The sequence below is a fragment of the Chryseobacterium pennae genome (genome assembly GCF_003385515.1).
Lineage (GTDB): Bacteria > Bacteroidota > Bacteroidia > Flavobacteriales > Weeksellaceae > Chryseobacterium > Chryseobacterium pennae.
On record NZ_QNVT01000005.1, the window covers coordinates 1 to 21,371 of the forward strand.

18 protein-coding genes and 1 tRNA gene are annotated in these 21,371 nt (G+C 31.8%); 14 read left to right on the plus strand and 5 right to left on the minus strand.

Annotated elements, in window-relative coordinates; translation table 11 throughout:
• The first annotated feature begins 502 nt into the window (after positions 1-502).
• The 3 genes from DRF65_RS06870 to DRF65_RS06880 all read left to right on the plus strand — a co-directional run bounded on the left by DRF65_RS06870 (position 503) and on the right by DRF65_RS06880 (position 4,024).
• The gene (locus DRF65_RS06870) at positions 503-1,813 is read left to right on the plus strand and encodes a phage integrase SAM-like domain-containing protein (protein WP_115970032.1); all 1,311 of its coding nucleotides are present in this window, start codon (positions 503-505) and stop codon (positions 1,811-1,813) included.
• An 837-nt stretch (positions 1,814-2,650) separates the two neighbouring features.
• A complete protein-coding gene (locus DRF65_RS06875) occupies positions 2,651-2,917 on the plus strand; it encodes a helix-turn-helix domain-containing protein (RefSeq protein WP_165852184.1) in 267 nt (88 codons plus the stop codon).
• 210 nt (positions 2,918-3,127) lie between these two features.
• Positions 3,128-4,024 carry a hypothetical protein gene (locus DRF65_RS06880; protein WP_123947291.1) on the plus strand — a complete coding sequence of 299 codons (897 nt, stop codon included), beginning with the start codon at positions 3,128-3,130 and terminating at the stop codon, positions 4,022-4,024.
• Between the two features lie 151 nt (positions 4,025-4,175).
• On the opposite strand, the gene DRF65_RS06885 is transcribed toward DRF65_RS06880, so the two are convergent.
• On the minus strand, positions 4,176-5,354 hold the full coding sequence (locus tag DRF65_RS06885; protein WP_115970035.1) for a T9SS type A sorting domain-containing protein: 1,179 nt from the start codon (positions 5,352-5,354) through the stop codon (positions 4,176-4,178).
• 99 nt (positions 5,355-5,453) lie between these two features.
• On the opposite strand from DRF65_RS06885, the gene DRF65_RS06890 reads away from it, so the two are divergent.
• The 8 genes from DRF65_RS06890 to DRF65_RS06920 all read left to right on the plus strand — a co-directional run bounded on the left by DRF65_RS06890 (position 5,454) and on the right by DRF65_RS06920 (position 13,796).
• Positions 5,454-5,831, plus strand: a complete 378-nt coding sequence (locus tag DRF65_RS06890) for a helix-turn-helix domain-containing protein (protein ID WP_228438563.1) — start codon at positions 5,454-5,456, stop codon at positions 5,829-5,831.
• Between the two features lie 140 nt (positions 5,832-5,971).
• A complete protein-coding gene (locus DRF65_RS06895) occupies positions 5,972-6,760 on the plus strand; it encodes a hypothetical protein (protein ID WP_115970037.1) in 789 nt (262 codons plus the stop codon).
• A 121-nt stretch (positions 6,761-6,881) separates the two neighbouring features.
• Entirely contained in the window at positions 6,882-7,043 is a 162-nt protein-coding gene (locus DRF65_RS28395) for a bacteriocin-like protein (protein WP_165852185.1), read from the plus strand.
• 69 nt (positions 7,044-7,112) lie between these two features.
• The gene (locus tag DRF65_RS06900; RefSeq protein WP_115970038.1) at positions 7,113-8,195 is read left to right on the plus strand and encodes a hypothetical protein; all 1,083 of its coding nucleotides are present in this window, start codon (positions 7,113-7,115) and stop codon (positions 8,193-8,195) included.
• A 9-nt stretch (positions 8,196-8,204) separates the two neighbouring features.
• On the plus strand, positions 8,205-9,761 hold the full coding sequence (locus DRF65_RS06905; RefSeq protein ID WP_115970039.1) for a vitamin K epoxide reductase family protein: 1,557 nt from the start codon (positions 8,205-8,207) through the stop codon (positions 9,759-9,761).
• Positions 9,761-11,950, plus strand: coding sequence for a peptidase domain-containing ABC transporter (locus DRF65_RS06910; protein ID WP_115970040.1), 2,190 nt, complete (start codon positions 9,761-9,763; stop codon positions 11,948-11,950). The genes DRF65_RS06905 and DRF65_RS06910 overlap by 1 nt, the downstream gene beginning before the upstream one ends.
• A 3-nt stretch (positions 11,951-11,953) precedes the next feature.
• Positions 11,954-12,472, plus strand: coding sequence for an HlyD family efflux transporter periplasmic adaptor subunit (locus tag DRF65_RS06915; RefSeq protein WP_115970041.1), 519 nt, complete (start codon positions 11,954-11,956; stop codon positions 12,470-12,472).
• Positions 12,473-13,268: 796 nt separating this feature from the next.
• Complete coding sequence (locus DRF65_RS06920) at positions 13,269-13,796, plus strand: antirestriction protein ArdA (protein WP_115970042.1); 528 nt, start codon at positions 13,269-13,271, stop codon at positions 13,794-13,796.
• A 113-nt stretch (positions 13,797-13,909) separates the two neighbouring features.
• On the opposite strand, the gene DRF65_RS06925 is transcribed toward DRF65_RS06920, so the two are convergent.
• A tRNA-Gln gene (locus DRF65_RS06925) sits at positions 13,910-13,980 on the minus strand.
• 370 nt (positions 13,981-14,350) lie between these two features.
• Between DRF65_RS06925 and der the strand changes: the two genes are divergently transcribed.
• Both der and upp read left to right on the plus strand, forming a co-directional pair.
• Positions 14,351-15,661 carry a ribosome biogenesis GTPase Der gene (gene der, locus DRF65_RS06930; protein ID WP_115970043.1) on the plus strand — a complete coding sequence of 437 codons (1,311 nt, stop codon included), beginning with the start codon at positions 14,351-14,353 and terminating at the stop codon, positions 15,659-15,661.
• A 254-nt stretch (positions 15,662-15,915) separates the two neighbouring features.
• Entirely contained in the window at positions 15,916-16,566 is a 651-nt protein-coding gene (gene upp / locus DRF65_RS06935) for a uracil phosphoribosyltransferase (protein WP_115970044.1), read from the plus strand.
• Positions 16,567-16,568: 2 nt separating this feature from the next.
• Here the strand turns inward: upp and DRF65_RS06940 are convergent, their stop codons facing one another.
• The 3 genes from DRF65_RS06940 to DRF65_RS06950 all read right to left on the minus strand — a co-directional run bounded on the left by DRF65_RS06940 (position 16,569) and on the right by DRF65_RS06950 (position 19,565).
• Positions 16,569-17,255: an alpha/beta fold hydrolase gene (locus DRF65_RS06940; RefSeq protein ID WP_115970045.1), complete on the minus strand. Its 687-nt coding sequence runs from the start codon at positions 17,253-17,255 to the stop codon at positions 16,569-16,571.
• A 122-nt stretch (positions 17,256-17,377) separates the two neighbouring features.
• Entirely contained in the window at positions 17,378-18,034 is a 657-nt protein-coding gene (locus DRF65_RS06945; protein WP_115970046.1) for a ComF family protein, read from the minus strand.
• Positions 18,035-18,092: 58 nt separating this feature from the next.
• Positions 18,093-19,565: a helix-turn-helix domain-containing protein gene (locus DRF65_RS06950; RefSeq protein WP_115970047.1), complete on the minus strand. Its 1,473-nt coding sequence runs from the start codon at positions 19,563-19,565 to the stop codon at positions 18,093-18,095.
• A 126-nt stretch (positions 19,566-19,691) separates the two neighbouring features.
• Between DRF65_RS06950 and aceB the strand changes: the two genes are divergently transcribed.
• Positions 19,692-21,266, plus strand: a complete 1,575-nt coding sequence (gene aceB / locus DRF65_RS06955) for a malate synthase A (RefSeq protein ID WP_115970048.1) — start codon at positions 19,692-19,694, stop codon at positions 21,264-21,266.
• The last annotated feature ends 105 nt before the right edge of the window (positions 21,267-21,371 follow it).

Here is a 21,371-nt window from a genome sequence, read left to right on the forward strand (position 1 = left end):
AAAATCAAAAACTTTAGATTACAGCTCAGAGGAGTAAAAGATAAATCTTTTTTTCTTTTTAGATTAACCAAACTTTTTGCGTAATCCACAACTTTTGGTACTGATCCGTTTTTACCTCTTCATTAAAATTTTATTTTGAATAGGATATTATCTTTCTGTGGAATCTGATGACAGGAATTTTTTGAATTTAAAACTGGAACGATATCATTAGCTTTACAGTTTGTTAATTAGATATTGTAGAAAGTGAATCTAATGCTTGATTGCTTTGAATGAAAATAAAAAAGCCTTGTAAATCAAATGATTAACAAGGCTTTTTGTAGACCCACAGGGTTTAACCGTTGAATTTAGCTGTATTTGAATGAATCTTTAAAAGCCCTAATAATGGGCTTTTTTACTGATTTGAATTAAAATGAATACAACTGAATTTAATATGATAAAGTATAAATTCGGGAGTAGGTCGGGAAAATTAATTATCTTTGTATAACCCTAAAACAGGCGATTTATGGCAAATATAGAATTCGGAGTTTACAGTAAAAAAATACCTGTAAATCTCAATATAAGGTTTTATCACAATAAAATCGATATTAACGCAAAAACTAACATCTTTGTTTTTGATACGGATTTCAAATATAAGAAAATTGCGAAAGGCAAGAAAAGTTCACGGAGCGTAGATATTACCAACGATTCTGTAAAAGCGAAAACGGATAAACTAAAAAAGCTAGTGTATGAAAGGTTTATCGAAGATTTTCCGAAAGGTCATCCCATCACTCCGATTTGGTTACTCAAAATTATTAATGAGTTCCACGAGCGACCAGACGGAGAAAACGACCCTAAATTTTTTGTTATCCCACTTTTCGACCAATACATTGCCAATCAAAAAAAACAAATCAATACTGTAACAGGTGAGCCGTTGGCAGAAGGGACAATAACGAGGTTTGAGTACACTAAAACACATATTCAGCAGGTCGAAAAGCACCTGGGCAAAAAAATAAGAATCTCGGAGGTAGATTTGGTTTTCTGTAATGAGTTCATCCGTTATCATAAGGAAGTCAGTAAATACAGCAATACCACCATCTATAAGTCTATCAGTCAGATAAAGCAGGTTTTGAATGCTTCCGTAGCAAAGGGCGTTAAAATAAATCCTGAATTGAACAGTGACAAATTTACCATTAAAAAAGATGAAACCATTGATACCTACCTGAATGAGAGTGAAATTGAAAGAATCTTTAACTACGACCTTTCGGATAATGACAGACTAGATAAAGTCAGAGACTTGTTCATTACGGGGCTGTGGACGGGACTCAGAATCTCGGATTTGAAACGTATTAACAGTTTTGATATTTCCAATAACAGAATCAAAATTGTAGAAACAGAGAAAACAAACAGTTTTATTGAAATTCCCATCCATCCACAGTTAAAACAGATTATCGAAAAAAGGGAGGGGGTATTACCAGAAATAAGCGACCAAAAGTTCAATCTGTATGTCAAGGAGTTATGCGAATTGGTTGGAATTGATGAAGTGATTTTAGGCGGTTTGAGAAACCCTGAAACAAACCGAAAGGAGAAAGGGTATTATCCAAAACATAAGTTAATAGCATCTCATACCTGCCGTAGGTCTTTCGTATCAAACCATTACGGTAAGCTGGACGATAAAACCATTATGGCAATTACGGGGCATAAGTCACATAGTCAGTTCCTAGATTATGTCAAAACATCCAAAAGGGAACATGCGGAAAAATTAGAGCAATATTGGGCACAGCAGGAAGAAACAAAGAAAACAAAAAGAATTCAGGTAAAACCAAAGAAAAAATAATTTTCGGCACAGTATTTGAATATGATTTAAAAGTTTCAATTCTGAAAAATAAGATATATCACCTAATAGTGATTAGCGTGTAAGTAAGAATCGAAACGAGCGAAAAAGTTCTTTAAGATTATTTCAAGTAATTATACAAGTCTTCATTGGAGCGACCATACCGAGCATAATGCTAAATATTGGGGGAGCAGGAATTTTTAATTCAGAGGGATAATTACGCCAAAAATTGTGTAAATATAGTTTTTGAAGGTTGCGGGAATCACTCCGAACTAAAATAAGAGGCGAAGTTGTATTTTTCAATGGAGAAATTATATCTGGTCTTGAAATAATCAACAATTTTTAACGAAGCTAATTAATTTAGCAAGAAGTCGGGAACGGTCGTAAAAAATCGTGAGAAGGGGTCGCACCTTGTAAAAAACGTGTCCTGCACATATCTAAAGGATAATTATATCCTAATAATAAGTCGGAAGCAGTTCGCACAGACTGCACAAGGGGTCGCACCTTATAAAAAACGTGTTCTGCAAGTTTTAGGGGAATAATTATGTCTTTAAAATAAGTCAGAGACGGTCACACAAACCGTAACAAGGGGCTACACCTTATAAAACACGTACTCTGCGCCTAGTTCGGGAATAATTATGCCCAAACAACAAAAATTTAACAACTATTAACAAAAAATATACAGACTCAATTTTATAAGTTGGGTCTTTTTTTATGTCTAAACATCAACGAGGCTGTCCAAAAAGGGCAGTCTTTTTTTATGCCTGTATGTCAGGTAATTGAATTTTATAACAACAAAAAATATACATTATGAGTAATAACAACACATTACTAGTCCAAATGACAAAAGATGAGCTAATGCAGGATTTTGAGCAGGTAGTTCGTAAAGTAGTTAATCAAATGCAGGTTGACAGGCAAACCTCAAAAGATGAGAAACTAGCTTTGACCCGTGATGAAACGGCAGAGTTACTAGATGTAAGCCTAACAACACTCCATAACTGGAATAAGCAAGGGATTTTAAAACCCTCTGCAAAGGTCGGCAAAAGAGTGTATTATTCTAAAGATGAGGTATTAGCAAGGCTGAGAGGGGGACAGGTGAGCGCATAAGAAACATCTTTTTATTATTATGCCGCAAAAACTCTTCAAACGGCTTAAATTTCCTGTTTTACAGTTCAAATGATAGTTTCTATATCTGGGTTGTAATAATCTCTTAAATACCCCTTAAATCAATTTTTAACGATAAAGACAATGCCTAACCTTAGTACAATTACATAGGGGGGAGCTATTGGTATGTCTAAAATTAACACAGTAAATATTATGATAGATTTTATTAAAACATATACAAAAACAAAAGAATCTTTAGAAAATAAGATAAAAAGCTATGAAGATAGTGAGACTATATGTAACCTTGACTTTGGTACAGGGGAAATAGTATATCCGTGTAGGAGGTATTTTGAAAATATTGAGGTACGGATTACAAATGTTTCAGGATTTGTCCGTAACTCCATGCACAAATACTTTAATCTTAAAAATGGCTTTGGTGACAATAATTACACAGATTTTTATTACCCCGATATTATGACTTCTTTTGAGCAGCTTCAAGCTGACCTGGACGAAGATATTTCGGACTACAATGTTACTAATCTGGAGTTTGGGTTGAATATACAGACCTCTTTAAGCCCTAAATATATGTTGGATAATAATATTCTGATGTTCAATTTTGATGAATTTAACCAAAAAGATACTTTTAAGGGCAAAGGAATGTATAAACAGTACAACCGTAGTGAGTATTACGTTAAAATTTACGACAAAGGTTTGCAGTATAAGCTGGATTATAACCTGTTGCGTGTGGAAATTAAGGTTACGGACAGTAAATTACTGAAAAAACGGTTTGGAATCCATACGGTTCAGGATATTTACGATAAAAATAAGCTGGAATTGATGTTTAACTTCTTGTTAGAGTGCTTTGATGAGGTTAATATCATTGATAGTCTCGCTACTCAGGAAATCCGCGGGGAAGAAAAAACAGTTATTGAACTTGGCAAAAGCCCTCATTATTGGCGGGAAATAAAAAACAGTAAATCATCTAGCCATTATTATGACCTAAGAACAAGGTTTAATAACCTACTAAGAAAGTATAACCTTGATACCATAAAATTAGAGTTACGGGATTTACTTGTGGCTAAGTTTAGAACTTTGATAGGGGATAGGTAGGTTTGGGTTTGGGAGTTTAGGGGGAGGTTAAAAAGGACAAAATCGGACTATATATTAAGAGTAATTTGTACTGTAAATAAAAAAGATTGGCTATACCTTGATATTTCGATAGAACCAATCATATTATGTGTAATACAGGAATTCTAATTTATCAGTTTTTTATAATTTTCTTTGTTATAAAATCTGTTCCGTTAAATAATTTTAAAAAGTAAATCCCGTTAATCAATAATGAAGTATCAATTTTAAATTGCTGTAAATTGCCTGATTGAATAATTCTGCCCTCTGAATTGATAATTTCATACTTTGTAAAATCTGAATCGGAAACTATATTAAGTGAATATTTGAAAGGATTAGGATAAATATTAAACTGTTTTTTAGTTGTTGTTTCTGCGGTTGCTAGTACAGAATTACATTCAGTAGCAGTCTCTACATAAGTTGCAGTGTAAGGTTTTATCCAAAAGTTTGTGAGAGTAGAACTATCTTTCCAATCAACAAAAATACATCTCAATAATGGAGATTGCGTTACGTTTCCAAATAGGACGTTTAACATATTGCTGTTATTGCCATTGCGTACATCAACACTAGTTAAATTACTGCCTTGTGTATATAATTCCTGTAAGCTGGTATTTTGAGCGACATTTAAAGTTGTTAAATTAGAGCTAGTTGTTAGTTTTTTAAGATTTATATTGGAACTAAGATTTATATTTGAAATAGGGGTTACAGAAAAATTTAGTTCCTCTAAATTAATATTGGCATTTAAAGAAAGATTTGCAATAGGGTTGCTTTCAATTCGCAAAACTTTTAAACCGCTATTATTAGATGTGTTTAATGCTGAAATTTGATTATTGGTACAATATAATTTCTGAAAAGAATTTGAATTTGGTAAATTAATGGTTGACAAATTATTCCACGAACATGATAAGTATTCTAAAAGTAAATTTTGATTTACAGTAAGACTTGCAAGATTATTATTATCACAAAATACTGTTTTCAATTGACTATTTTGGCTTAAATCAAGATTTGTCAGATTGTTACTACCAATCTCTAAGACTTTTAAATTTGAGAAATGTTGAATACCATTCAAAGACGAAATATTATTGCCTAATAGCCACAGTTCGGCTACTTGTTGTGCTTCACTGACTTGTATTTCCATATCATTATTAGTGTCAACCTTAATCCAATTACCCGCAGAATTTTTTGCTATATGTGCAGAGGGAGTTGAAAACACCAGTTTTGATTTAAATGTATTATCGGTAAAATTTACAATAGCTTGGGAAAATATATTCGCAGTAAGAGCGACAGTAAACACAAGAGATAATTTTGTTCTCATTTTTTTAATTTTTGAAAACAAAAATGCAGACTTATATCTTATTTGTTATATTTGTATCATTGTATAATATAACCAAAATGGTTATAATTCATAACCGTTATGATAGGAAACAAGATAAAAAATATACGAGAGTTAAAGAATTTTACTCAGGAATATATGGCTGAAAAATTAGATATTTCTCAGGCTGCATATAGTAAATTAGAAAAAGGAGATATAAAGGTTTCATCTGAGAAACTATGTCAAATTGCTAAAATATTAGATGTTAATCCAGAAGATATAACATCTTTTGATAGTCAAAAATATTTTAACAGTTTCAATAACGTTAAAGGAAGCAATAACGGAAGCATTATCATTGGAGCGGATGAGACTGAATTGATAAAGAAATTGTATGAAGATAAGATTTCACTACTCGAAAAATTATTAAATAATACAGAAAAAGAGTTGAAAAATTATAAAACAAGATACGGAGAGCTTTAATAGCTCTCTTTTTAGTTAGTAAGAATATTGTTTAAGAAAATAAGCATAATAATCTTAATTCATGACCAAATGAAATGGTTAAAAGTTGTTAAGGAGTTATTTTTGCTATATTTGGCAAGTAATATGCTATGTTGTCTCTTATGAGATTTATTTTTTTTCTTTTATTCAGCACTTTCAGTTATGCCCAGAGTAGTGTTTCTGGGAATACCGTTTCGGAGCAAGGGTATATAATACAAAAAGTGTTAGTTATTAATGTACGAACCAATGAACAAAAATTCTCTGATACAAAAGGGTTTTTCAATATAAAAGCTAATATTAATGATGAATTGAGATTTGTAAAAGAAAATTATGAGAGGAGTTCAAGAAAAATTTTCAGTCAGGATTTTTCCAATTTAATTTCTGTTACACTTATACAAAAACCAACCGAAATTGAGGAAGTAACATTAGCTTTTAATTCTTCGGGAGACATTAAAAAGGACATGAATTTTAATTCATCTAAGAAAACAGCTAAACTTAATAATGACATTAGTGAGTATTTGAAAAAACCTATGGCAGAAACTCAACCTAAAAATAATATTCCGTCTTCTTTTGCTCCACGTAACCCCTATGAGGGACAATTAAATTTATTAAGTATTAGTTCAGGAGGAACATCTGGAGGATTAGTTGGTTTTTTGTTGAAACAAAGTATTAAAAAAAATGTAAAACCTACATATGCACAGATACAAGAGTTTTATAAGAAAATTAAAAACTCTCTTTATGGTGATTATTTTGTAAATAATGGATTGAATGAATTTGAATTTGAGGAATATGTTATACATATAGATAGAAAATATAATTTATCTGAAAAATATTGGAATAATTTTAAAAAAAATGAAATTGACAATTTGTTAAAAAAATCAATTAAAGATTATCTGAAAAATAAAAAATAGTATTAAAAAATTATAAATGTTAGAGAAATGGATGTTTTATTTATCAATTTGAAAATAAAATTTGGTAATTACAAAAAAAACATTTAGATTTGTCTTACTATTAATTATAAAATTATACAAAATGAAAAAAATGAACAATTTCAAGAAAATGTCAAGAACTGAATTGAAAAGTTTTAAAGGAGGATATAGCTGGTTCAGATGTATGACGAGAGCTCTTCAGTGGCCGTGGCAAAGTGAATCTACTGACAGACCTCAAGATTGGGATGCTTGTAGAGCAGCATAAACTAAATCTTGAAAAATTCAAAACAATTTAGAGGCTGATAACAGCCTCTTTTTTTATAATAATGTGTATATGTTAAAATTAAATACTTATATATTAATTCTTTTTTTATTTCCAATTATCATCTTAAGCCAGTCAGTAACAACAAAGGTAGTAGATTCAGGTAATGAAAAACCTATATCAGAAATCCAGGTGCTTTCAGATTCTGGAAGCCAGATTGGATTTACAGATGAAAATGGAATTTTTACACTTAATCTAAGTGAAGTCAAAAAGAATGGAATTAATGATGTTACATTTTATCATCGAAATTATGCTTCACAACAATATTCAATCGATAAAATCCCAATTACAATTTCCTTAGATAAGGTTCACGATATAGAGCCAGTAGTAATATCTGGTAACAAAAAAGGAGACTATTTCGTATTGCATGGCTATTTTAGAAGTTGGAAAGTGATAAATAATGAACTTGTTAAATATAATGATGGACTAATTTCATATTATATTCCTTATTCTTCCAAAAAGACTATTGAAACAAATATAGAAAATTATAGAACTTTAAAAAAAGATAATTATAAAGATAAGGTAAAAGGAATAATTTCTTTAGGTGATGGATATTTGTATTATAAAATACCTAAAAATGATAAAGCTAATATTTATGACAACAATAAATATTTTAAGCTCGAAAAATTAAATGACAGTACCTCAATATTATACTCTAAAAATAAAAATGATGTTTTTATTAAAAGAGGGAAAATATTATATGATAAAAACCATTTAATCAAAGAAGTGCAAAAAAATATATCTTTTGAAAAAGATGAAGCATTTAAAGTTCTTTTATGGAAAGCAACAGGACAATTTTATAATTTAGAAAAATGGGAAGGTGAAGGAAATTCAAGACATGTTTCTTATGTTTTTGATAGGCAAAAGTCTCTAGTTAAGGATAGTATTGAGGAAACAATTAATGAAATATTTATTGATAATGTTAATTTCAACAATGTTACGGTTCCGCAAAAAACAAATACTAAAGTAGATAAGGATAAAAGTTACTATGATACTTTATTTTGGAATGAAAATATTAAAATTCATCCCTTGCCACTCAATATTCAAAATCAAATAGAAAATCTCAAAATAGCACCTAATAACTTAAAAAAATAATTCCTATATATGTTTACTCCAAAAGATGTTCAAAATATTTTATCTTATTTACAAAACATCAATAGTAACGTAAAAATTAATACTTCTGAATTAAACGAACGTTTAAAAAGCCACTCAAGCTATCCTTCTTTGTTATCTATTGTTGATGTTATTAGTGATTTAGGATTTAAAAGCACAGGATATGAATTAAATTCGAGTAATTTTGAGTCTTTACCACATCTTTTTTTAGCTCAAGTTAAAAATAGTGAATATGGTACTAATGAAATGGTATTAGTTAAAAAAGAACATAATTTGCTCTTTTTTGATAGTGAACAAATAAATTCAGAGGAATTCTTACAATTATCAACTGGTGTTTTTATTCTTGTAGAATTGAAGAATACTACATTAAGAAATAATTTTATTTTATGCGGAGTAATTTTATTATTGGGGGTATCATTGTTTTTATATGATTTTACATTTTTTTCATATTTTATATTACTAAGTCTTCCACTAATAGGACTCTTCATGTCTTTTTATTTTTTTGAGTCACTTTTCAATATAAGAATTGATATTTTAAATAAAATATGCTATAAAAATGAAATTAGTAATTGTAAAACTATTTCATCTTCGAAAAAATGGAAAGTTTTTAACTACATTAATTTTTCAGATTTGGGATTGGTCTTTTTTTTTACTCAAATTTTGACTTTTCTATGCCTATTTCTAAATGTTACTTTAGGTTTTATAGTTGAAATCTACCTTATGTGTGGTTTTGTTATAATTCCAATATTAGCTTTATCAATATTCTATCAATTATTTGTTGAGAAAAAGTGGTGCAGGATATGTTTATTAATCGCTTTAAACTTGGTTATTCAGTTGGTCGTTGCCTTTTATTTGTATAGTTTCTTGGGTTATCCTGATTTTAAATATTACCCCTTCATTACATTTAGTATAATTTATGTGATAGTTTTTACTTTATGGTCTCCACTATTAAAAAAAACTTTACAAAAAAATCAAAAATTAACAGGCCAAAATGAGTATTTAAATGATATTGTGAATGATTATGATACTTTTAAAGCTATTTTACTGTTAAATAAACAAAAAGATAAAAATATTTGTAATAATGAATATTTATTTTCATTCGGTTCTAATGATGATGCTTTGAATATTACAGTTATTACAGACCCATTTTGTAAATATTGTAAATCAACTAATAAAATGATAAGAACTATTTTAGAAAATTATTCTCAAAATTTGAATATTAATTTTTTATTTAATGTTGATTTAGCAGATAAGAATATTAATTATTATAGGTTAATTACATATTCATATTTAATGAATAAAAAAGAATCTTTTTTCGATTTCATTTGCAATAAACATAACACAGATATTATAAATGATAATATTAATTTTTCAGATTTGGTTAAAATTGATGAGTTTTTATTAAACCAAAGCAAATTATGTGACAATAACGAAATATCGTATTTTCCTACTATCCTAATTAAAGGCTATGAGTATCCTTTGAAATATGACATAAAAATGTTAGAAAACTTTATTCCTCAATTAATTTTAGATAAAAACAATCTTTGATGTCAAAATTTCCATTTTATAAACAACATGATGCTAAAGATTGTGGGCCAACCTGTCTTCGGATGATAGCAAAATATTACGGGAAAGATATTTCTATACAATATATTAGACAGATTTCAGAAACGACAAGGGAAGGAAGTAGCTTGCTAGGACTAAGTGAAGCTGCTGAAAATTTAGGATTTGAATCTTTTGGTACAATAACTAATTTTTCTTCTTTGTCAAAAGAAGCTCCATTTCCTTGTATTGTTCATTGGATGAAAGCTCATTTTGTTATTGTGCATGAAATAAAAGGAAATACTGTTTATGTTTCAGACCCCGCCTATGGCTTAATTAGCTATTCTAAGGAAGAATTTATAAAACATTGGATTAATGAGAATTCGGATGAAGATACTGAAGAAGGAGTAGCATTAATGTTGGAGCCTACTCAAAATTTTTTTCAGAATAAGTTTGAGCATGAGCAGAGCAAAGCTAGTTTTTCATTTCTTTTTAAGTATTTATTAAAGTACAAAAGATTAGTTGTTCAATTACTATTCGGGCTATTTATAGGAAGTTTGCTAACTCTAGTTTTTCCTTTTCTTACTCAAAGTATCGTTGATGTTGGAATAAAAAATCAAGACCTTAACATAATCTATTTGATTTTATTAGCCCAAATTATGTTGTTTGCTGGGAAAATGGGATTTGATGTGATTAGGAGTTGGGTAATGTTGCATCTTTCAACAAGAATTAATATATCTATCGTGTCAGATTTCTTCATTAAGTTGATGAAACTACCTATTAGTTTTTTTGATACCAGAATGACAGGTGATATTTTACAACGAATAGATGACCATCGTAGGATTGAACAATTATTAACAAATACTTCACTTAATGTTTTATTCTCTTTAGTGAATTTGGTTGTTTTCAGTATCGTTTTGCTATTTTATGATTATAGATTGTTTTTAGTTTATCTGTTCGGAGCAGCTTTATATATGATTTGGGTCTTATTTTTTGTAGGAAAAAGAAGGCAATTAGATTATGAAAAGTTTAGTAAGACTGCACAAGAAAGAAGTAAGGTCATTGAGCTTATAAATGGTATGCAGGACATTAAAATGTATAATGCAGAAAAGTATAAAAGATATAGCTGGGAGTCAATACAGGTAGAATTGTTTAAATTGAAAATTAAATCTCTTTCATTAGAACAATGGCAATCTGTTGGAGGTAATTTTATAAACCAAATTAAAGATGTATTAATAACTTTTCTTTCTGCAAAACTGGTTTTAAGTGGGGATTTGACTTTAGGAATGATGCTTTCTGTTCAGTATATAATGGGACAATTAAATACCCCATTGTATCAGTTCATTGATTTTATAAAACAGTCACAAGATGCAAAGATTTCATTAGAAAGATTAAGTGAGATTCATGATAAAGATGATGAAGAAAGTCATCAGGATAAAAGTAGTATTAATATTCCTAATGAAGATATTCAAATAAATGGTTTATCCTTTAGATATATTGGTACGGATAACTATGTTTTTGAGAATCTTAATTTAAGAATTCCATATCAAAAGACTACTGCTATTGTTGGAGCAAGTGGAAGTGGCAAAACAACCCTTTTAAAACTGCTAATGAAATTCTACGAGCCTGAAAATGGGGGAATTACCATTGGGAGTACTGACTTAATTAATATTTCCCCAAAAAAGTGGAGAGAAAATTGTGGTGTTGTAATGCAAGAAGGATATATTTTTAATGAAAGTATTGCTGAAAATATTACAATTGGTGATGAGAATATTGATGAATTTAAATTAAAAAAAGCTGTTGAAATTGCTAATATTAGGGAATTTATAGAGGATTTGCCTTTAAAATATAATACTAAAATTGGAAATGAGGGATTAGGTATTAGTGGGGGGCAGAAACAAAGAATTTTCATAGCAAGAGCAGTTTATAAATCTCCTAAATATATTTTCTTTGATGAAGCAACCAGTGCCTTAGATGCTAGCAATGAAAAAATTATTATGGAGAATCTGGAGCAATTTTTTAATGGTAAAACTGCAATTGTTATAGCTCATAGGCTTTCTACTGTCAAAAATGCAGATAAAATTATTGTTATGGACAAAGGAAAATTAGTAGAGGAAGGTAATCATGCAGAGCTGGTAGCTTTAAAAGGTGAATATTACAGATTAGTAAAGAATCAATTAGAACTTGGAAATTAAGAAATGAAAAATAGTTTAAATGATACTGAATCACGTTCTGTTGATATGCGAAATTTACTGAATAAACACCCTCACTGGGTAATTTTAAAGGGAAATCTTTTCATTTCAATAGTGTTATTGTTTTCTTTATTAGTTGTGTGTTATTGTGTAAAATATCCAAATCTTGTAAACTCTAAAGTAATTATAAATCCTTCCAAAAAACAAAATCATAATGAAATTGTAGTTGGGAAACTTATTGTGGCTCAAGACGATTTAATTAAAGTAAAAAAAGGACAGAAAGTTATAGTTAAACTTTATGATTTTCCTTATCAGGAATATGGAGTTTTAAATGCAAAAGTTCAGCAGGTATCAACTAACAGCAAAAACTCTTATATAGATATTATGTTTCCAAATGGCTTGAGAACGTCTTATGATAAAAGCATCTTTGCAAATAAAGAATTAAAAGGAAATGCAGAGATTGTTGTACAAGATACCCGACTTATAGAAAAAATATTCTATCGAATAAAGAACTTATTGAGGTGAATAAGATTTGCCTCTAGAAAGTATTTTGACATTTAATTTCAAATACATATTCTTAAAGGGTGTGGTAAGGAATGTTTACGGTTTGGTCTGGGCGTAAAAAAATAGATTTTTTGTAGCTGTGATTTTGTCAATATATTATCTGCCGATTTACCCCAAAACCAAACTACACAATCTTACCAGACAATCTTTGCAAACTGCTATAAAAAGAGGTGTTTTCAGAGTTTCTTCTACGTAGTACCAATATATTCTACAATTTATATCAATATTTATCGACTCTCTAACTCACTTTTAACCATCATAAACCTACATTTCGGTTAACTCTGGTAGACGGATTGTGATGTTGTGTGTGGAGTGGTGGTTTTGTCTGTGGAGTTTCGGGAAAGTGTATAATACTTGGTCTACTATTTACCCCACTATCAATTTTCATGTAAAAATGCAGCCCCTATACCAAATCTCAAAATTTTGAATATGTATCGGGTGTGTACCTACTATAACGGTTTGGGTGTGGGTTGTAGTAGTTTTTTCGTGGTGTCCCCTATGCTCGGATTTTGTTTTTCTCAGACTTGTTTTACTTTTCCTGTGCTCGGAGTGGTTAAAAAGATTTTAACAACGGTTGATATTTTGGTTAAAAAGTGTTGTAAGTGCTTGTATTTATGGGCTTTTTGTTGTATATTTATACTGCTTTCGCGAGCGACTTACTACTAAAATATATCTCAATATTTACATAAAAAAGCCTTGAAGCACTGCAATGCGACAAGGCGTATCAATAAATTTTAACTATTCTAAAATTACTGACATGACAAATTTACGAAATTGTCTTGATACTGCTAGTATCTATGTAGGAACGTACGCAAAGTACAACAATGGCTCATTATTTGGAAAATGGCTAAACCTTTCGGACTATTCTGATTTTGAAGAATTACAACAGGCAATGTATGAACTGCATTCTGATGAACAAAATCCTGAATTTATGTTTCAGGACTATGAATGTCCGATTCTTGAAAAACTAGGTTTATTGAGCGAGTGCCATATATCAAAAGATATTTACGAAGTACTTGAACAAATTAATGATTCAGAGCATGAAGTAGAAGTGTACGAAGCGTGTTTGGATAATTTCGGTAAAATGGATTTTCTAAGCATTTATGAATATGTAAATAATTTTTATTACGGCGAATATTCGAGTGATGAAGACTTTGTACAGGAATTATACGAAAATGATATTCCTTTTGGTCTTCCTAATTTCGTGGTGATAGATTGGGAAGCCACAGCACGTAACATTATGTATGATTATTTTGAGATTAACGGGCATTATTTCCGTGCTTAGAGTCACTTAGATTAAAATACGTTCAGATAGATTAAAATATTTCAAGTCGGGAACAAAGTCGGGAGTGAAAAATCAAAAAGCCTTGAAAATCAATTGATTAACAAGGCTTTATGTAGACCCACAGGGATTCGAACCCCGACTGACGGTACCAAAAACCGGAGTGCTACCGTTACACTATAGGTCTGTTTCGATGCTGCGAAATTATAGAATTTATTTTAAATATGAAAATCAAAATCGAAGATTAATTAACATAATAGAGCGGGAATAGCTTTACTTATTGATAGCCAAATAATTATTTTTTTTATTTTTTTCGATAAATCTGTTTTTAAAGTTATATTGTAGAGTCAGAAGGCTTTTTGATGACATCATTTTCTGAGATTAACTGTAGGATAGTAACTCCCATCGTCATTTTTTCATCTTTCATCCTTCCAATCTTAGCCTTCTTTATGTTAAATAATAAAAACTTATCTTTGCAAAAAATTGGGCTCCAAAAGTTGGAGTAACCCATTAATAACGTATCCTTAGCATAGCAAAAGGATTATTAAACATTTTTTATGTCAAATATTGTTGCAATCGTTGGACGCCCCAATGTAGGGAAATCCACGCTTTTTAACCGTTTATTAGAGAGAAGAGAGGCTATTGTAGATTCTACAGCCGGTGTTACCAGAGACCGTCATTACGGAAAATCTGACTGGAATGGGGTAGACTTTACCGTAATTGATACCGGAGGATATGATGTAGGTACTGATGATATCTTTGAAGAAGAAATCCGTAAGCAGGTACAGTTAGCAATAGATGAAGCGACTTCCATTATCTTTATGATGAATGTGGAAGAAGGTCTTACCGATACCGATCAGGAAATTTACAGACTCCTTAGAAGATCAAATAAACCTATTTATATTGTTATCAATAAGGTAGACTCTTCAAAAGAAGAACTTCCTGCAACAGAATTTTATCAGTTAGGAATCGATAAATATTTCACTCTTTCTTCTGCTACTGGTTCAGGAACCGGAGATCTATTGGATGATATTGTAAATGATTTCCCAACAACAGAGTACAAAGATCCTTTTGAAGGATTGCCTAAAATTACAATCGCAGGTCGTCCGAATGTAGGAAAATCTACAATGACCAATGCCTTATTGGATGTTGAAAGAAACATTGTAACTGATATTGCAGGAACTACAAGAGACAGTATTCAAACGTTATACAACAAATTCGGACACGAATTTGTATTGGTAGATACGGCTGGAATGAGAAGAAAGTCTAAAGTAAATGAGGATCTTGAATTTTATTCCGTAATGAGATCCATCCGTTCTATTGAATATTCTGATGTAGTCATTATCATGGTAGATGCTACACAGGGATGGGAATCTCAGGATATGAATATCTTCGGATTAGCTCAGAAAAACAGAAAGGGAATCGTTATCCTTGTTAATAAATGGGATTTGATCGAAGATAAACAGACCAATACAATGCGTGACTTCGAACAATCGATCAAAGATAAAATCGGTCAGTTCCAGGATATTCCAATTCTTTTCGTTTCTGCATTGACGAAACAAAGAATTCTGAAAGCAGTAGAAGTAGCAATGGAAGTGTATGAGGATCGTAAAAAGAAGATCAAAACTTCAAAATTGAACGAAGTAATGCTTCCTATTTTCGAAAGAACTCCACCACCGGCGCTTAAAGGAAAATATATTAAAATCAAATATTGTGTTCAGCTTCCTACACCGTCACCGCAGTTTGTATTTTTCTGCAACCTGCCACAGTATGTGAAGGAGCCATATAAAAGATTTACTGAAAATCAGCTGAGAAAAGAATTCGGATTTACCGGAATTCCGATTGAAGTATATTTCAGACAAAAATAAAAGAACAGGTGTTCATATAAAGATCTGGTAAGGAAACTTACCAGATTTTTTATTTTGAAGAATTCCATCTCAAATGACAGTATTTTTAGAACAAAATAGAAATCTTCAGTTTCCATTGTTGTCACTAAGGTTTTCCTAAAATAGGGATTTTTGTTATTCAATAAGTTCATGCCCTAATCTTCAAATTCGTTTTTTAGTTGTAATTTTGCAGCAATTAATGTTTTACTAACTGTAATTAAAAAACCTAAATCTTCATGCTTACTATTTTATCGCAAAATTTTTCTCTTGTTAATGAATGGATTAATGAACTTCGAAACGTTGATGTTCAGCATGACCGAATGAGATTCCGGAGAAATATGGAAAGAATCGGAGAAATTGCGGCCTTTGAAATCAGTAAAGGATTGGAAGTAAGAGATGTTGAAATCCAAACTCCTTTAGATACTATTAAAAGTAGGGAAATTGCAGTACAACCGGTGATTACAACCATTTTAAGAGCAGGAGTTCCGTTATTTGAAGGAATTCTTAATTACCTTGACAGAGCAGATTGTGGTTTCGTGGCTGCTTACAGAAAGCACGATGCCAATGATTATTTCTCTATCAAACAGGATTACCTTACTTGTCCGAATATTGAAGGAAGACCTTTAATCGTAGCAGATCCTATGCTGGCAACAGGTGCATCCCTGATTGAAGCAATCAAAGACTTGTTGACCAACGGGAACCCAACTCAGCTTCACATTGTAGCAGCCATTGCTTCAAGACAAGGGGTAGAAACTGTACAAAATGCCTATCCTGACGCTCACATCTGGGTAGGGGCCATTGATGAAGAGTTGACCTCAAAAGGATATATTACACCAGGATTGGGTGATGCCGGAGATTTAAGCTACGGAGAAAAACTTCAACGATAATTTTAAGAAAGATTCCAGAAATCTTTCATTAAATTCAACAATAAATTAGGTCGTACTTTATCCAGTGGATGCTTTGTATCCGGGAGTACGGCCAATTTTGCATTTGGAAGCTCTCTGTATACAGCTGTACTTTCGTCAATAGTTACCATATTGTCCTGATCTCCTACCATAATCTGAACCGGAATATTAATTGTAGCCAGATTATTTTTTAATGGTGGATTTTTGCCCAGAGCAATCATTAAATCAGCAATAGCCGGAAGTAACTGTTTCCATTTCGAGCCATGCTGTTTCTCTAAAGTTTGTGCATATTTTGGGATTTTTTCAAGAATAACATCAGGATTAAGCATTTTACTTTCCTTTAAAGCCTGTTCCTCTGTCCAGTCGAATTTTGTTCCCAAAGTCATAATAGAATTTATGTTTTCAGGATGTTTTACAGCATAGCAAAGGGCAACATAGCCACCCATGCTGTGTCCTAGGATGTGTACATCCGTTAGATTATTTTCTGTACAGTATTCTGTCAACTCCTGAGTATATTTTTCTATAGTGATTCCATCCGCAGGAAGATCATTACTTCCATGTCCTGAAAATAAAGGAGTGTGAATTGTAAAATAGGATGAGAGACTATCCAGATAAGGGGTAAATATTTCAGAGTGACCTAAAGCTCCGTGTAGTAAAACCAGGTTCGGCATGATTATTTTGTTTCCGGAAAATTAAGCAAAAGAATCGGAACACAAAAACAGGAGAATTATACTGAAGTCCTTCTATAGAAAGAACGGTGCTTGTAAATCACAATCTAAAACTTTAAACCTCTTTACACATCCATTGCCATTACCAGCACACTTACCTTGTTATGCTCACCGGCATTTAAAATCTCCCATGCAATAGATGAAACGGTGGTTCCTGTTGTAAAGACATCATCAATTAGTAATATGTGTTTTCCGTTTACAGGTTGAGTAACAGAAAAGGTATTGATGGTTTCCAGACGATGCTGCTTATCTTTTAAGGCTTGTGCTTTGGAATAATAATTTCGTTTGACTAATTGATGGTCAAAGGGAATTCTATAATATTTTGAAAGGGTTTCCGTGTATAAATGAAGCTGGTTATAGCCTCTTTCCCTTATTTTTTTAGGATGAAGGGGAACACTTACCAGAAGATCCGGTTTTTGGTTTTTGAAATCAAGTCGGTCGGTTGTCCATTCACCAAGAATTCTTCCGGTTATCTCTCTGCTTCTGTATTTCAGTTCATGAATAATTTTCCGGCTTAAACTTTCTTCTTCAAACTGTATAAGAGCATAAGTATTCTCAACAGGAAAAAGAAGCCTGCATTTTTCTTTCACAGGATTGTTTTCGAAATAGTCATAATGGGTAAAATGAATCTGGTTGAAACAGATATCACAAACCAAAAGATTAGACTCAATAATTCTGTTACAATGAAGACATCGGTTGGGGAAGAGTAGGTCCAATATCATAAGTGTGTTTTTACTAAGATATGAAATAGTTTTTAGCTCCCACTCTAAAATTTCAGGTTCAGAACTCTTTCCTTATCTTCTCAATCGAGTTCTTCATACTGAGATTGAAATGCTCCTTCTCCAACCGAACTGGGGGAGCCTGTCTTACTTCACAATCCGGGATACTGCAGGATTCACAGGTTACTCCTACATTGATGGTTTTTAGTGATGGAGATTTTATAAAGCCTATTTTTTTTATTGTTTGTGAATTCAGTAAAATACCCAGACAATAACTTCTGTTGCTGCCATCAGAAAAAGGGTTTTTCTGAGAGGTGGAAATAACAAGATAGCTTATTCCCTGATCTTTATAATGGGAGATCTGAGCATCTGTCAGAGTTTCATTTTCCTTTAAATAATGCAGGTTTTTCACAGCGATCCATTTTCTGCAATAGTGCTCATTGGTTGCATTGGCATGGGGAGCCTGTTGGTGATTAAGGTGGAGCTCTTTTAGAATTTGAATCTTTTCAGATCCTTTCTTTTTTACCAGACATAAATAGAAAAGATCTTTAATACCCATTTCGGCAGAAAGGATATTAGTAAGGCGATAATAAAAAGTTTCAGGTGAGTTTGTAAAGCTGTTGATAAGACTGGCGAAGTTCTCAGGTTCCCAGGTGTTTTGCTGAAAAAATTCTGAGGTCTTTTCAATTGTAGGCTCCTTTGAAATCAATAAAGCACCTGCAAAATAAGAAGCATAAAAATTGTTCAGAATTTCTTCAAAACTTCCGAAGTCAAGCCATGAATAGGTGGTTGGACGGACCTTTAGCTCCAGTACATTGAATCCTATTTCCTTAGCCAGAATAAATGTTTTCTGATCCTTTTCCAGTTTTTTATTCAGAAGCAGCAATTTTTTTTCAGGAATAAACAGGGATCTTAGATTGTCTAATGTTCCATATCTTTCAAAATCTTCAGACTGAATAGTATAGCTGAATTTTTCCGTAAGGATATTCTCCAGAATGTCAGACTTTAAATTCTTATCAATCTGAAGATGGTTTTCTTCAGTGAACAGGTCTACTTTATCTTCAATTTCAGGGAAATAATTGTCATACAATTCCTGGAAGGATCGTAAAACTGCAAAATAAAACCTTTCCTTCCCGAGATTATAGTTCTGAGAAATCTCTATTAGTGCATTAATAAAAGCAGTTACTTTTTTAGGAGCGTCACTGATAATACTGATGAGATTGTTTTTATTAATCCCGAACAATTCCAAAGGAACTTCCTTGAAGAAATCAGATTGGAGGATTTCATTAAACGGAGCAAGGCTTTTGTCCAGCTTTGTGGATACCAGATCATCAAAAGTGCAGTTCAGGGCTTCAGAAAGCTGGATGATCTTGTCATGTTTCGGGTATTTTTTTCCGTTTTCAATTTCGTTAAGGTAAGATTTTGATAATCCGGTTTTTACGGCAAGATCCTGCAGAGACCAATTTTTCTTTTGTCTCAGCTGTTTCAGTTTTAGCCCGAAAACGGTCTTGATAAAGTCGCTGTCTGAATTCATTACTCAAATATAAATAAATAGATGCGATTATTCGCATAATAATTTTTAAATAAATTTAGCGAACGTTCGCTGTTTGTGAAAATTTTTATTTATCTTTGTAACATCAAATCACAAAATCAATATGTTATGGAAACTAAGACTCAATTAAAAATAACAGCTCAGAAGCAGTTTGAAGAAATTTTCACTCCGGATTTGATCGATTTCTTAATCGCCCTTCATCAGAATTTCAATCATAAAAGAGCAGAACTTTTAGAAGAAAGGAAAAAAAATCAGAAAGAATTCGATCAGGGGATTCTTCCGAAATTTTTAAAAGAAACAGAAGAGATCAGAAATGGAAATTGGGTGTGTGCCCCATTGCCGGAAGATTTGCTGGACAGAAGAGTTGAAATTACAGGACCTGTTGACCGTAAAATGATCATCAATGCTTTGAATTCAGGAGCTTTTACTTTCATGGCAGATTTTGAAGACAGCAGTTCGCCAACTTGGGAAAACTGTATAGAAGGACAGATTAATCTTACGGATGCTGTTAACAGAACTATTGATTTTGTCAACGAAAAAGGGAAAGCTTATCAACTGAATGAAAAAACAGCTGTTTTATTGGTTCGTCCAAGAGGATTGCATCTTCCTGAAAAACATATTCAGATTAATAATGAAGAAGCATCAGGATCATTAACTGATTTTGGAATTTACTTTTTCAGAAATGCAAAAAACCTTTTGGAAAAAGGAAGCGGACCCTATTTTTATCTTCCAAAATTAGAACATTATAAAGAAGCAGGATGGTGGAATGAAGTTTTTGTCTTCGCACAGAATTATCTGGGGATTCCTCAGGGAAGTATTAAAGCAACTGTTTTAATAGAAACCATTACCGCTTCATTTCAGATTGATGAGATTTTATATGAATTAAAAGAACATAGTTCAGGGCTTAACTGTGGCCGGTGGGATTATATTTTCTCATATATCAAAAAATTCAGAAACCTTCCGGAATTCATTGTTCCGGATAGAGATCAGGTTACTATGACTTCACCTTTTATGAGTGCCTATTCAAAAAGTGTAATTGAAGGCTGTCACAAAAGAAACGTTCATGCTATGGGTGGAATGGCTGCACAGATTCCGGTAAAGGATGATGATGAAGCTAATACTATTGCTTTTGAAAAAGTAAGAAGTGATAAAGAAAGAGAAGTGAAAAACGGTCATGATGGAACTTGGGTAGCCCACCCTGCATTGGTTTCGGTAGCTAAAGATATTTTTGATCAGTATATGCCTTCCAAAAACCAGATCGATAAGAAATTTGAATACAGCATACAGGAAAGTGACCTGCTGGAAATCCCTAAAGGAGAAATTACAGAAAAAGGAGTAAGAAAAAATATCAATGTAGGGATTCTGTACCTGGAGAGCTGGCTGATGGGAGTAGGGGCAGCAGCTATTTACAATCTGATGGAAGATGCTGCTACAGCAGAAATTTCAAGAACACAGATCTGGCAATGGCTGAAAAATGAAGCTGTATTAAGCGGTGACAGAACATTAACCAGAAATATGGTTCTTCAGTGGGAGTCCGAAGAAATGGACAATATTGAAAAATATGTTGGTGAAACCCGCTTTAAAAATGGAAAGTTCAATCTTGCCAAAGAACTTTTCAATGAGCTGGTGTTCTCAGAAAACTTCGAAGAATTTTTAACTCTTAAAGCATATCCTTTTATTTAACCTGAGAGTAGGGGTTTTGAGTGTTTTACAGCTTGAATTTTACATCTGTAGATCATTATTCTAAACCTCAGATCTCGTATCTCGAACCCGTAATTCAACAAACAA

Coding starts and splice junctions, on each gene's coding strand:
- DRF65_RS06895 (WP_115970037.1), top strand. CDS start 5,972: ATGAGATTTATTTTTTTTCTTTTATTCAGCACTTTCAGTTATGCCCAG.
- DRF65_RS06950 (WP_115970047.1), bottom strand. CDS start 19,565: ATGAATTCAGACAGCGACTTTATCAAGACCGTTTTCGGGCTAAAACTG.
- DRF65_RS06875 (WP_165852184.1), top strand. CDS start 2,651: ATGACAAAAGATGAGCTAATGCAGGATTTTGAGCAGGTAGTTCGTAAA.
- DRF65_RS06885 (WP_115970035.1), bottom strand. CDS start 5,354: ATGAGAACAAAATTATCTCTTGTGTTTACTGTCGCTCTTACTGCGAAT.
- DRF65_RS06880 (WP_123947291.1), top strand. CDS start 3,128: ATGATAGATTTTATTAAAACATATACAAAAACAAAAGAATCTTTAGAA.
- DRF65_RS06920 (WP_115970042.1), top strand. CDS start 13,269: ATGACAAATTTACGAAATTGTCTTGATACTGCTAGTATCTATGTAGGA.
- upp (WP_115970044.1), top strand. CDS start 15,916: ATGCTTACTATTTTATCGCAAAATTTTTCTCTTGTTAATGAATGGATT.
- DRF65_RS28395 (WP_165852185.1), top strand. CDS start 6,882: ATGAAAAAAATGAACAATTTCAAGAAAATGTCAAGAACTGAATTGAAA.
- aceB (WP_115970048.1), top strand. CDS start 19,692: ATGGAAACTAAGACTCAATTAAAAATAACAGCTCAGAAGCAGTTTGAA.
- DRF65_RS06870 (WP_115970032.1), top strand. CDS start 503: ATGGCAAATATAGAATTCGGAGTTTACAGTAAAAAAATACCTGTAAAT.
- DRF65_RS06900 (WP_115970038.1), top strand. CDS start 7,113: ATGTTAAAATTAAATACTTATATATTAATTCTTTTTTTATTTCCAATT.
- DRF65_RS06905 (WP_115970039.1), top strand. CDS start 8,205: ATGTTTACTCCAAAAGATGTTCAAAATATTTTATCTTATTTACAAAAC.
- DRF65_RS06915 (WP_115970041.1), top strand. CDS start 11,954: ATGAAAAATAGTTTAAATGATACTGAATCACGTTCTGTTGATATGCGA.
- der (WP_115970043.1), top strand. CDS start 14,351: ATGTCAAATATTGTTGCAATCGTTGGACGCCCCAATGTAGGGAAATCC.
- DRF65_RS06945 (WP_115970046.1), bottom strand. CDS start 18,034: ATGATATTGGACCTACTCTTCCCCAACCGATGTCTTCATTGTAACAGA.
- DRF65_RS06940 (WP_115970045.1), bottom strand. CDS start 17,255: ATGCCGAACCTGGTTTTACTACACGGAGCTTTAGGTCACTCTGAAATA.
- DRF65_RS06890 (WP_228438563.1), top strand. CDS start 5,454: ATGATAGGAAACAAGATAAAAAATATACGAGAGTTAAAGAATTTTACT.
- DRF65_RS06910 (WP_115970040.1), top strand. CDS start 9,761: ATGTCAAAATTTCCATTTTATAAACAACATGATGCTAAAGATTGTGGG.